This window comes from Rahnella sp. BIGb0603 (genome assembly GCF_024808755.1).
In the GTDB taxonomy this organism is placed as follows: domain Bacteria; phylum Pseudomonadota; class Gammaproteobacteria; order Enterobacterales; family Enterobacteriaceae; genus Rahnella; species Rahnella contaminans.
Genome location: NZ_JANUEX010000009.1, coordinates 189500 through 202626, shown reverse-complemented (window position 1 = coordinate 202626; position 13127 = coordinate 189500). Strand labels below are relative to the sequence as shown.

General features: G+C 46.0%; 10 protein-coding genes and 1 pseudogene. 8 read left to right on the top strand and 3 right to left on the bottom strand.

The features are described from left to right. The first annotated feature begins 352 nt into the window (after positions 1 to 352). From M2403_RS21395 to mqo, 8 genes and pseudogenes are all read left to right on the top strand, one after another. Positions 353 to 1726 carry a fatty acid--CoA ligase family protein gene (locus M2403_RS21395; RefSeq protein ID WP_259230873.1) on the top strand — a complete coding sequence of 458 codons (1374 nt, stop codon included), beginning with the start codon at positions 353 to 355 and terminating at the stop codon, positions 1724 to 1726. Then, positions 1723 to 2463 (top strand): SDR family NAD(P)-dependent oxidoreductase, encoded by a 741-nt coding sequence (locus tag M2403_RS21390; protein ID WP_165060846.1) that lies wholly within the window; start codon positions 1723 to 1725, stop codon positions 2461 to 2463. Before M2403_RS21395 ends, M2403_RS21390 begins: the two co-directional genes overlap by 4 nt. After that, positions 2457 to 2723: an acyl carrier protein gene (locus tag M2403_RS21385; RefSeq protein WP_165060849.1), complete on the top strand. Its 267-nt coding sequence runs from the start codon at positions 2457 to 2459 to the stop codon at positions 2721 to 2723. Before M2403_RS21390 ends, M2403_RS21385 begins: the two co-directional genes overlap by 7 nt. A gap of 3 nt (positions 2724 to 2726) precedes the next feature. Continuing rightward, positions 2727 to 3707 (top strand): AvrD family protein, encoded by a 981-nt coding sequence (locus M2403_RS21380; protein ID WP_259230871.1) that lies wholly within the window; start codon positions 2727 to 2729, stop codon positions 3705 to 3707. 24 nt (positions 3708 to 3731) lie between these two features. Continuing rightward, positions 3732 to 4433 carry an ATP-binding protein gene (locus tag M2403_RS21375; RefSeq protein WP_259230869.1) on the top strand — a complete coding sequence of 234 codons (702 nt, stop codon included), beginning with the start codon at positions 3732 to 3734 and terminating at the stop codon, positions 4431 to 4433. Between the two features lie 51 nt (positions 4434 to 4484). Then, positions 4485 to 5294, top strand: coding sequence for a methyltransferase domain-containing protein (locus tag M2403_RS21370; protein WP_259230867.1), 810 nt, complete (start codon positions 4485 to 4487; stop codon positions 5292 to 5294). 389 nt (positions 5295 to 5683) lie between these two features. Then, positions 5684 to 5908: pseudogene (locus M2403_RS21365) on the top strand (IS6 family transposase); the annotation flags it as partial. A 332-nt stretch (positions 5909 to 6240) separates the two neighbouring features. Beyond that, positions 6241 to 7893, top strand: a complete 1653-nt coding sequence (mqo, locus tag M2403_RS21360; protein ID WP_152327619.1) for a malate dehydrogenase (quinone) — start codon at positions 6241 to 6243, stop codon at positions 7891 to 7893. Positions 7894 to 7961: 68 nt separating this feature from the next. Here mqo and M2403_RS21355 read toward each other — a convergent pair whose 3' ends face one another. The 3 genes from M2403_RS21355 to ebgA are packed head-to-tail and all read right to left on the bottom strand — an operon-like array spanning position 7962 to position 13021. After that, complete coding sequence (locus M2403_RS21355; protein ID WP_217152397.1) at positions 7962 to 9461, bottom strand: amino acid permease; 1500 nt, start codon at positions 9459 to 9461, stop codon at positions 7962 to 7964. A 51-nt stretch (positions 9462 to 9512) separates the two neighbouring features. Next, positions 9513 to 9965 carry a beta-galactosidase subunit beta gene (locus tag M2403_RS21350; protein WP_208950072.1) on the bottom strand — a complete coding sequence of 151 codons (453 nt, stop codon included), beginning with the start codon at positions 9963 to 9965 and terminating at the stop codon, positions 9513 to 9515. After that, positions 9965 to 13021 (bottom strand): beta-galactosidase subunit alpha, encoded by a 3057-nt coding sequence (gene ebgA / locus M2403_RS21345; protein WP_217152398.1) that lies wholly within the window; start codon positions 13019 to 13021, stop codon positions 9965 to 9967. Before ebgA ends, M2403_RS21350 begins: the two co-directional genes overlap by 1 nt. Between the last annotated feature and the right edge of the window lie 106 nt (positions 13022 to 13127).

Here is a 13127-nt window from a genome sequence, read left to right as displayed (position 1 = left end):
GTCGGCATGGTTCGAGCAATCAGATGTCACCGACAGAATATGAAAAGCAGTATTATCAACGGCTCGGAAGTGTCTAGATTATCCGTGGCGATTCAGAATTGCTATCAACGTTCCATTATGTCGGGCGTGCAATTAATTAAAAATGGCTATTCGAAACTAACTAAAATTTCTATACACCTTCAAGATCTATTAAATTTTATTTTCAGGCATCACCCTTAAGGGTGATGCCTGAAAATAGGAATTTATATTAGCGTGAACTCTCTGTTTTAGAATAGATAAATAGGGAACTAGACAGCACTAATTATTAACCTTTGTCTTTGACACGTAAATTGGGATGGAAAAGGAGATTCCGATGAATCTGAAATTTATTGAATTTATGCACACACTCGGTGACGCGAAATGCCTCATCATTAATGGCCAGTGTTTTACGTATCGAAATGTTGTTGATGGTATTCAACGATGGGATTCTGAATTTTCTAACTATGGTATAACTCAAGGCTCGGTTGCCGCTTTAGAAGGTGCATACTCCTTAGATATGGTAACAGCAATGCTCGCGCTATTTTTACGTGGAGTGATTGTTATCCCCCTATCTCCGAACGCTAAAGGAGAACGAACTGACTATTATGAGATAGCACATGTCGAATGGACGGTATTTATTAATACTGAAACACATTTACCGCCATATAGTATAAAGCGGAGAATAGCAGCTCAGAACCATTCTATAGAGCAACATCCACTTTATCACCAGATTGTAGAGAGTGATCATGCTGGCCTGGTCCTTTTTAGTTCAGGAACAACAGGGAGCCCCAAAGCATCTTTGCTCGACGTGCACAAGATGATTGCTCGTTATCCCGATAATAAGAGACCTCAGATAATTCTTGCCTTTCTGAGTTTGGATCACATTGGGGGGATAAATACTTTACTTCATACACTATCTAATGGAGGGGTACTCGTTACAGTAACGGAACGAAACCCCAGAACAGTTTTTGAAGCAATACAAAATCATCGTGTGCAAGTACTGCCTACGACTCCAACCTTCCTAAACATGATTTTACTCTCTGACGTTTGTGAAAAATATAATACCAGCTCATTAGAGCTAATCACATATGGTACAGAACCCATGCCGCAGCGTACGTTAGATATTATAAAAATAACTATGCCTCATGTACGCTTAAAACAGACATATGGTCTAACGGAATTAGGGATTATGCCAACGAAATCGAAGGGTAATGGGTCTCTTTGGATGAAATTAGGGGGAGGTGGATTTGATTACAAAATATTGGACAACATTTTATGGGTTAAATCTAATATGGCAATGCTTGGATATCTAAATGCTGATTCACCTATCGATTCAGATGGTTATTTTAACACGCAGGATGTTGTTATTGTTGATGGGGATTATGTTCAAATTCTCGGTCGTAAATCAGAAATAATCAATGTCGGAGGCGAAAAAGTTTATCCAAATGAAGTTGAGAATGTACTTTTGACAATGCCAAATATCGCTGCTGTTCGAGTTAGTGGCTATCCTAGTCATATCACTGGATATGTAATACGTGCTACCTTCCAGCTCGTGGAATACGAAGATATTGGGTTGTTTAAAGTTCGAGTGAGAGAGCATTGCAAGACGCACTTAGCTCCTTTTAAAATTCCTGTTGTGATTGAGGTTACCCAATCTGATCTCCACTCAGAACGGTTTAAAATGATCAGGTCTGGAACAATCGTATGAACATGATTTCTGCACAAGTTGCAATTGTTAGTGGCGGCAGTCGTGGTCTTGGAAAAGCGATTGTGGAAAAGTTGATTTTGGAAGGGTGGAAAGTTGCAACATTCAGCAGACATGAGAACGGGTTTATTTCCCAATATCAGAATAAATATCCTGACCAATTTTATTGGTATGAACTTGATTTAAAAGACCCAAGGGAGTTGTCTATTTTCATAAAGTCGGTAGTTGTTCGGTTTGGTGGAATAAATCTTCTGGTAAATAATAGTGCTGTTTTATATCAAGGCCTTTTTTTAAGTACATCTCTTGAAGCTATTGATGAAATGGTGTTGGTAAATTTACTTGGCCCCATCAAACTCACCAGAGCATGTGTGCGTGTAATGGCTAAACAGAAAACCAGCGGTAGTATTATAAATATTTCCTCTGTAGGAGCGATCCGAGGTTATCGCGGAACTGCTGTGTATTCTGCAACTAAAGCTGGGCTTGATGGTTTTACACGAAGTCTCGCCGGAGAAATGGGAAAGCTAAATATTCGTGTTAATTCTATTGTCCCAGGTCTTTTTGACTCGAAGCTTTCAGAGAATGTATCTGATATTAATCGTGAGAAAATTGCTAAACGCACCCCTCTGGGAAGATATGCAGAACTTAAAGACATCCTAAATGTGTTGTCATTTCTTATCTCACCGCATGGGAGCTTTATAACAGGTCAATCAATAGTCGTGGATGGAGGTCTAATATGCTAAATCAAGAAAAAATTGAATATGGCGTTCTCAACAAAGTTTCAGAATTGATAACGGTTGACGTAGTGGATATAGATATTAAAGCTAATTTTGATGAGGTTGGACTTGATTCTTTAAGCCTCGCAATGCTTTTTATCGAGTTGGAAATGCTATTTGGATTTGATCCTTTGGGTGAGGGTAACTCATTACTATCAGATATTCATTGTATTTCCGATATTATTGATATATTTACAAAAAATGAAAAGTCACTTCTGTTAGGATAAGATATGAATTCTAAAAAAAAGTTTTCTTCTGTCGATGAAATACTTGGTCCCTCGGAGAATCGTTTTTTTTCCTCAGGCTACCGATGTTCAGAGCATAAAGTATCCAATCTGACATTTCCTGAACCAAGAGAAAATAATTGTTGCTTAGAAGCAACCGTTTCACTTTTTTACCCGTCGAACTGGTCAGTTAAAAATGCAGGTATGGACGTTACTCCGCATTTAAGTACTGTTGATATGCTCGTCCTTGCTATTCAAATGGTAGAAACACATCTTTCATTTCATTTAGGTCTCAGTATGGATGATCTGGATACTAATCATGTTAATGAGATTGCTATCCATGCTGGTACAAAACCACAGGAAGATCTGAACGATATCCCTGTTTCGCTTGTGTTACGGCGTAGTGTAGAAAAAGCTGATGATTCCTCAAGAAAAGTATCTACATATGAATGCCGAGTAGGTTTGATGCGGGCAGTCTGTCAAATTGAACACCCATCCTGCGGAAAGGAGAATAATAAGTTAGAAATTAATATTTTGGATAATTCAAATATAAAAAAACGTTACTATGGCCTCGGGTATAAAGAACAAAAACATACCCTTTCTGCAGTTTGTTTAGATATGGCTAATCTGACGGCAGATGCACAGGTCGAATTTATCCTTAGTAAAGAAGAATCTCAAGCCATTACTCCTGAAAAAGTTAGCTATATAGATGTATTTGTTACTTGTGCACAGCTTGCTCAAATCCTTCTATATTCTTTAGATGGACTATCTCGCAGTGAGACCTCCACGCTGTGGATGATTAGAACCCATTTCTCAGAAGATGCTGGAGAAATTAAAAATCATGATAAAGTCACAGCATTAATATCAAAAAGTCAAATAATTGAATTAAATGGAAAGCAGTGGCGTAATGCCGAAGTGTTAGGAACACTTGGAAATAAAAAAGCCAAAATAACATTTGCACATGCTCTGCCTCCAATAAAAATTTGATATAAATATATACTGGGTGAAAATATGAAAATTGCTATGTCGGGTACTTACTCTTCTGGTAAAACTTTTACGGCGATGGTGCTGGCTTACTATACAGGAGTTCCCCGCCTTCTTTCAAAAGCCATAAGAGAAATCATGCCAGGACTGATGCCTGGTAAACGTCTCTCTGAAGTAACTCCCGAAGAGTTTCTTCATCTAATGATTGCTCGCCATATAGGCCGACTAAAATCGGAAATTAAAATGGGTAATAACTATGTATCAGATGGGTCTTCCTTACAGGAGTTGTTGTATGGTGAAGCAAGGTTAGTTTACGGAATCAATCCATCAGTAGGTAGTTTAGATATCGCAAAGTATGAAAATGATATTTCCTTCTTTGCTAGAATGTTAAAAGAATTTAGTCGTTCTCTAAAACTCCATGTAGCAAATACATATGACGTTTTCTTCCACCTTACACATGAGTTACCTCTTACAGAAGACGGTCATCGCCCCATGAACACTGATTTCCGCGATTTGGTCGACAAGCGTTTAATTGAAGTATTAAATGAAATAGGAACTCCATACTATATTGTAAGTGGTAGTGTAGAGAAAAGAGTTAAGGATATATCTGACCATTTAAATCTGCATCCAGTAATGTCAATGGAGGAAGCAGTTAAACGGGCTTCACTTGACTATAAAGCACAAGATCTTCGTCTGGAAGAAGAGCGTTCAAGAAGTAAAAAACAATAGTCTGGTTATTATATTATCATTTTTTAATTTAAAAACAGAAAGGATTCAATTATGGCTATTTCTAAAGCTGTTAAAAATACTATAGATTCTGTAGGGAAATTTACGTCTGTTGATATGACCCATGATCCTAAGTGGTTTATTAACTTTATGGATGAGGCAAATTGTCTGCCTGATCACGAAATAATCAATCGCAAATTAGCTGAAGTGCTGGAGCCACTGGATTATAAAAGCATTATTGAGTTAGGGTGTGGGACAGGGAATGACGTTCGCTATTTACTGTCTATTTATCCAGACGTAACTGAGATCATCGGGGTCGATTTAAGTGAAGCTATGATTGCTGAAGCAAATAGTCGGATAATAGAGGGTTCTCGTATTAGATTTGAAAAAGGTGACGGTAAGCATCTTCATTTTGATGATAATAGATTTGATGCCGCTCGTGCAAAGTTAGTACTAATGCATTGTGATAGCATTGATACCACACTGTCAGAACTTATTAGGGTTGTTAAGCCTAATGGTAAAGTTGCTATCTTCGACCATGATTTTGATGGGCTATTAATTGATCACTCAGATGTAAAACTTACCAGAGAAATAGTAGAGAGGCTATCTAATAAAGCTAAAAATAATTGGAGCGGACGCCAGTTATTTGGAAGGTTTTTGAATCATGGGCTCGTTAATGTATCCGTTGAAGCCATCAGTGTGAATTTAACCCTCGGCGTATTACGGTCTATGATTTTGGGACAAGAAGATATGGCTCATCTTTCTAAAGCTGAGCAGGCCTGGTGGGAAGAGTTAGTTATCAAAAATGAAAAAGGTCTTTTCTTTGCATCCTTTATAGGTTTTCTGGTTGTTGGTACAAAATAATGGCTTGATGTATTTTCAGTATTAAATTCTTGTAATAAATTTAATACTGACCCTAAAATATTTTCATCCTATGGTGACGATTTTTCTGTTATCCCTATGCTGGAATCAACGGGAAATCCAGTTTGCGTGGGTGGTGTTACAGATTTGGACAAATATATGTTGTTAAATGGCTGGTTAATAATTTAATTTATGAAATTCAAATTACTTTTATTATAGTCGCTTATATAATATTTGTACGATAGAAAATTCCTCCTTAGTCTTGAGCATATAAATGCAGATACAGGGGGCATGATCCACACCGATTTCAAGTACAGCAAGCAACTTGTGGTTTTGGCACATCAAGGTTGCACCAGGTAGCATCCTGTTTTTTTCTGTGATGTTACCTGACTATGAGCTTGCTCCGGAAATACTTCTGTCTTCTGCATTATCCCGTCGCACTATTACCCAATGCGTTTGCTGGTGTCTGACTTGTTCCCCGGGCCTGCGTAATCAGGAAGACATGATGGCGAGACACGGTATTTGGGTTGACTCTATTCCGCACTTCACCGTTGGGCATTCGGCTTGTGCCTCTGCTCAATCGAGCCTTTTGTCGGCATAAACGTTCTGTAGGCCGCAGCCCCTCCCGGCCAGACTGCCGACTTTCTGCTGATCGCTAATGTAGCTTTTGCCGAACTTCAAATGTTTACGTGGCATAACCCCAAAAGCTCTTCAAACCTTGAAAAAACCTTGGCGGGCTGCGGGCTGCGGGCTGTGAGGGAGATCACATCATCAGCTGCCGTTTTTTTGAAACGTTAAATCCTTTTTTAAATTTTGTAGTGATAATGTTATATTCGTAGCCATCATTTGAAAAAATGAAGTTTCAGTAACGATCCCGCGTGTTTTTTTGCTAATTTCTTGTTCGATAGTCTTAACAAAACAGAACTGAACATTTAGAGAAACAGACGTCATGAGAAAGATACTTGGTATGCTTCTCAACCGTGACTCACTGGGTGCCAGCGAGCCTGCGGCCGCAGAAGACGAAAAATCCGTTGATGTATTGCTGGTCGGCGGCGGAATTATGAGTGCAACGCTGGGGACGTATCTCCAGGAACTCGAGCCGGACTGGTCGATCCACATGATCGAACGCATGGATAGCGTGGCACAGGAAAGCTCCAACGGCTGGAACAATGCGGGCACCGGTCATGCGGCGCTGGCAGAAATGAATTACACCCCGGTGATGCCCGACGGCTCTGTCGATATCACGAAAGCCGTGGCGATCAACGAAGCCTTCCAGGTTTCCCGTCAGTTCATGGCGTATCAGGTTCAGAAAGGCGTGCTGAATAACCCGCGCTCATTCATCAACAGCGTGCCGCACATGAGCTTTGTCTGGGGCGATGAAAACATCGATTTCCTGCGCAAACGCTTCGCTGCGCTTCAGCAAAGCACCCTGTTCCGCGGGATGGAATATTCGGAAGACCCGGAACAAATCAAACAGTGGATCCCGGCCGTAATGGATGGCCGTGACCCGAATCAGAAAGTCGCTGCGACACGCACCACGGCAGGCACGGACGTTAACTTCGGTGAAGTGACCCGTCAGCTGGTGGACGCGTTACAGAAAAAATCCAACTTCACGCTGGCAAACGGTCAGGAAGTGCGCGATATCCAGCGCAACCGCGACAAGACCTGGCGCGTCACCATTACCGATCTGAAGCACAGTCACAAACACCACGTCGTGAATGCGAAATTCGTTTTCATCGGCGCGGGTGGTGCATCGCTGACATTGCTGCAAAAATCCGGCATCCCGGAAGCGCGTGAATACGGCGGTTTCCCGGTCGGCGGTGAATTCCTGGTGACTGAAAATCAGGACGTTGTGAAACGTCATCTGGCTAAGGTTTACGGCAAAGCCGCCGTGGGCGCGCCGCCGATGTCCGTTCCGCATCTCGACACCCGCATTATCGATGGCAAACAGGTTCTGCTGTTCGGGCCGTTTGCTACCTTCTCCAGCAAGTTCCTGAAAAACGGCTCCCTGTGGGATCTGTTCGGCAGTGTGAACAGTTCCAACCTGTTGCCGATGACTCACGTGGGCATGGGCAACTTCGACCTGGTAAAATATCTGGTCGGGCAGGTGATGCTCAGTGATGAAGACCGTCATGCCGCACTGAAGGAATTCTTCCCGCAGGCCGAGCAGAAAGACTGGAAACGCTGGGTCGCCGGACAACGTGTGCAGGTCATTAAAAAAGATGGCAAGCACGGCGGCGTTTTGCGTCTGGGCACGGAAGTGGTCAGTGCGAAAGACGGCAGTATTGCGGCATTGCTGGGGGCCTCTCCGGGCGCGTCCACGGCAGCGCCTATCATGATGAAATTGCTGGAAACGGTCTTCAAAGAGCGGGCCGCCAGTGCTGAATGGCAGGCGAAATTCCGCGAAATCATTCCATCCTACGGCACAAAACTGAATGGTAACGTGGAAGCGACCGAGAAAGAGCTGCTGGAAACCAGCCGCATTCTCGAACTGGAAACCCCGTCAATGAAAACGACGCCGGTTGCCGAAGTGATTCAGTTGCGCCCGCTTGAAGCCGAAGCCAAAGAAGAACCGAAAAAGCCTGCGGATATCGCACTGTAAGTTCGGATTTCAGAAAAACAAAAACCGCCTTTTTCACAGGCGGTTTTTTTTATGCCCATAATTCCGATCTACATGCCTGACAATGGTTTTGCGATATTTGCTGCTTTCACACGCGCCGTTTCGTTCTGTGATTCCAGCACTATTCTCGCCAGCGGCGTGTCTTCGTGATAACGCGTTTTATCATCCAGTCCTTTGGAATATTTGTTGTATTTCCACCACGCATAGCCGAGGAAAAGTACCAGCCCGCCGACGTTATAAAACACGATGGTAATAATGCTGGCACCGGTCGGGAAGGTTGAAGCGATAAATCCGACGGTGAAAATCACAATCAGCGTGCTGACGATGGTGATGCCCTGCATTCTGGAACCCATTTTGAAATCGCGTTCGACGTTGTCGTATTTCAGCCGCAGGTTCAGGTATGCCAGCATAATAAACAGCGGCGGAAGCATGGACGCTGCGGCAGTCATGTTGATCAGCGTATTCATGAGTTCCTGCACGCTGTTGGAGCCTAACGTTGGAATTAACATCAGCGGGATGACGATTAAAAACTGTATCCACGCCGCACGTGTCGGAACGCCATGTTTATTCAGTCGAATGGTTTTCTCGCCAAAAATCCCCTTAGGAATTTCAGTAAAGAAGATTTTCACCGGCGCGGCCGTCCACATCAGCAGTGATCCAAACATGGCGGTGAAAGAAACCACGCCGACAAAACGGTTCATCAGGACGGCCGGTAAACCAAAGTGCGCCGATAATCCTTCAAAAACCTGTACCGTACCGCCGGTGAAATGCAGTGCGGACTGTGCCACAAAAACGTTAATCAACAATGACGCGATGGAATAAAGCACGCCAATCACCAGCCCGGAAATGATAATGACTTTCACAAACGACCGGCTGCCGCCTTTGACGTCATTCACATAAACTGCCACGGATTCTGCTCCGCCTGCCGCCTGGAATATCCACGCGATAATGCCTAAGAATGCCCAGTTAAAGTGCGGCGTCATGGCCTCCACGTTAATCGGATTCGCCGGTTCCACGCCGCCCATTAATGCCGCGCCTGCCAGCACAATATAAGAGAACGTCAGCAGCAACATTAATGTGGATGTTACCGACGTCATCGGACCGAGTAATTTCGCGCCGCTGTTGGAAATTAATGTCGAGAAGGCGAACAGACAGATGCTGATAATTGCTGTGGTGATTGGCGTGAAGATATAGTCGTGCCCTAAAAAAGCGTACGACGCATAGGCAATGACGCGCGGAAGTAATGCCGTGAAGAAGAACAAATTCACGAACCAGTAAGTGTACGCGGTCATAAATGCCCAGCGTCCGCCGAGTGCGCTTTTTACCCAGGCGTAAACTCCGGCTTCCGAGTTTTTATTCAGCGAGACAAACTCGGCGATGATCAGACAGAACGGAATAAAGTAAATGATCGTCGCCACCAGAAATACCGGTGCGGAGGCGATGCCTAACTGGATGTTATTGTTGATGACGTTATTGAAGCTAAACACGGCGGCAAATGTCATGGATAATAATCCAAATTTGCCTATGGTATTTCGACTGGACCCGGCCATAAATACTCTCCAACTGCGATGTTTGTAGGGTAAGTGGTTCTTGTTTTTTTATTATTTATTAACGAAATAACTCTCTTCGACGGTCACTTTTAATATGACTTTTTTGACGTCTTTTTCCGGCCTGAACCGGCAGGCTTCGTGGTTTTCAAAAATGACCACGCGGCCTTTATTCACCTTTACCGTTTCACCCTGACCGCTAAAAAATTCGCGATCCGTTTCATCGTCATAAGGCGAAATGCAATGCAGGGCAGATTTGGCAGCAAACTCGATTTCTTCTGCGCCTTCGAGGTAGTAATGCACGTCGAAATACCGGCGGTGACCTTCGAATTCTTCACGCTGAAACTCTGCGCCGGACGCTAACCGGTACACCAGCGAATCCCCGATGGAGTGAAAGACGCCGGAGTGGATTTTTTCAATATTATTAATGGCTTCCATACAGCGCTGCCATTTTTTCCCTGTATGATAAAGCTGCTGAAATTCAGCCAAAGACCCGAGAATAATCATCAGTTTGCCTCCTGCGGCTGGATGCTGAATTGCGCGAGACTCAGGCTGTCGTTGTCCTGCTGGCGGAATGGCAGCATCGTGAAGCCGTAGCGAAATGCCGTGAAATACACGCGGTAGGAATCGAGCACTTCCGAGCCCCACGAGTTCGAGCCGAGCCCCATAATCTGGTGATCGAGATTGAGCGTCAGGCAGCTGTCCTGCGTGAGTTCGTCGATGTGCTGCGCCTGTTGCAGCATCTGCGAACTGTACGGCCACAGGCTGAAATTGAGCGGCTGGCGTGGCTGAATGAAAATCCCTTTTCCCGCGTCATCGCGAAGGCTCAGCCAGCGGATATCCTGCCGGTTACCGTTGTCCTGCGGCATCGGATAATTTTCAAATAAGCGGCTGACCGGCTGCTGATAATGGCCGATCAGGTTGGCCTGGCGGCTGTCCGGATAGTTTTCACCCGGTCCGCGCCCGTAATATTCCACCTGCGTGAAGCGGCGGCTGACGCCAAAATCGAGGCCGATCTTCGGGATAATTGCATCGAAATGACCGTAGGGTGTGCCGGATAAATCGAGGCTCACCGCGCCCTGAGGCGTTATCTGCCAGCGGTAAACGCAGCGCATCCCGAAATCAAAGACCGGCGGTGCAATGATGCTGTGAACTTCAATCACTACGTCGCTATTTTGATTTTTCCAGCTCAGTGAGCGGAAATGTTGCTGCATGATTTGCAGATGGTTGGGCTGCCACAGGCCCTCGAACTCCTGTTTATGGTTGTCGATAACCGGCTTGAAGAAATTGAGTTTCGGCGCGCGGCCGGTGATCTCAACGCCGTCCGCCTGCCAGGATTTCAGTTCGCCGTCGAGACGGGAAAATTCGAGACGGAAGTTTTCGCCGCGAACGATCAACTGATGTTTTTGCTCGTCGCAGATCAGCGCTCCGGTGGCTTTAAGGTCAGGCAACGTTTCCAGCGGCTGAGCTGCCTGCAACAGCACCTGGTAATGGCCGAGCGGATGATTCGCTTCGCTGTAAGCGGTCGGGCTGTTTTTGCTGATGCGGATATTCAGGAAGGTTTCCTGCCCGTTGTCAGTGAATTCCGGCAGCGGAACCGTTTCGCTTTCGCCGGATTGCAGATGCGGCAGGGCGATTTGATGGTCTTCCAGACCGCGACCTGCTACCTGCACGGTGAGCGTCAGCGTGATGTCTTCCAGTGAGCTGAACCAGTAACGGTTTTTGACCCGCAGCGTATTGCCGGCGTGGCTGATTTCCACCGGGCACAACACCTGTTTGTATTCGCGCAGGCCGGGGCCGGGAGTCTGATCCGGATAAATCAGGCCGTCCATGCAGAAGTTGTAGTTGTTCGGATAATCGCCGTAATCGCCGCCGTAGGCGTAACGCGACTGACCGTTTTCACCGGTTTCCAGCAGGCCATGATCGCACCATTCCCAGATGTAATGCCCCTGAAGGCTGGCATGGCGGTTCATGACGGCCTGATATTCCGCTAATCCGCCGGGGCCGTTGCCCATTGCGTGGGCGTATTCACAGAGGATGCGCGGTTTGGCGTGCGGGTATTCGCCGAATGCATTCATCATTTGCACACGGGAATACATGGTGCTGATGACGTCGGTGACTTCTGCGTCACGGTCTTCTTCGTAGTGAACCAGACGGGTCGGATCAAGGGCTTTGCAGCGCGCAGCCATCGCGCGGATGTTACAGCCATAGCCGGATTCGTTGCCGAGCGACCATATAATGATGGACGGGTGATTTTTCTGCGCCATCACGTGACGCCCGATACGTTCCACATAGGCGTGTTCCCAGCGCGGATCGTCGGTAATGCGGCTCAGATCGCCGACGTTCGCGAAACCGTGGCTTTCCAGATCGGTTTCGGCCATCACGAATAAACCGTAGATGTCGCACAATTCATAAAAGCGCGGATCGTTCGGGTAATGCGCGGTGCGTACCGAATTGATGTTGTGCTGTTTCATCAGAATGATATCGCGCTCAACCCGCGCCATATCGACCGCCCGGCCTTTGCGATGATCGTGATCGTGACGGTTTACGCCGTGCAGTTTGAGGTAGCGCCCGTTGACATAAAACAACCCGTCGCGCACGCAGATATCCCGAAAACCCACGCGCTGCGGCACCACGGAAATCACGTTCCCCGCCTCGTCGTACAGCGTCAAAAGCAGCTGATATAACGCAGGATGTTCGGCGCTCCACTGGCGTGGCTGGCTGAGAGGAATGTCCAGGCGACAGCGCGTTTTATCGCCAATAGTCAGGTTATCTGCTGACAATTGCGCCACACAGATGCCACCGTCGAATAACTGGGCGTGCAGACGATAGCCGCTGACTGGCTCGTGCAAATTACACAGATCGGCATCAATGTTAAGCACGGCGTCGCAGTAGTTATCGTCAAACGCTGTCACCACGGTGAAATCGTTGAGATGAACAGGATCCCGGCCAGTCAGATATACATCGCGGAAAATCCCGGCCATCCACCACATATCCTGATCTTCGATATAGGTAGAATCCGCCCATTGCAACACGCGCACCGACAACAGGTTTTCGCCCTCCTGCACAAAAGCGCTGATATCAAACTCCGCGCACAGGCGGCTGCCTTTGCTGAACCCAACGTAATGGCCGTTCACATACACTTCAAAGTAGGTTTCGACGCCGTCGAATTTTATGAGGGTTTGCGCATTTTCCCACGCAGCATCGAGATGAAATTTCCGCTGGTATGCGCCGGTCGGGTTATTGGTTGGAACAAAAGGAATGTTGATTGGGAAGGGGAAACCCTCATCGGTGTATTGCAACTGGCCGTGGCCTTCCATCTGCCACATGCCGGGGACGGTGATATCGCCCCATTCTGCCATCGGTTGATTATAAAATTCGTCCGGGACTAAAGCCGGGTGCTTAAAATAACGAAACTGCCAGCGGCCGCTGAGCAACTGAAAATGCTGACTGGCCGCGCGGTCAAAGCTCAGTGCCTGCTGCGCATTTTCATAGCTGAAAAAGCTGGCACGCGGCGGTAAACGGTTTTCTGACTGCTTGTCGATGTTTTCCCAATTATTCACGTGAACTCTCCTGAGACGTGTTTCTATGGGAAATAAGATAGTAAATATTTAGTAAAAATAACTAAAAACATTTACCGATTGTTCAGAGGATCACAAAAATTAAAAA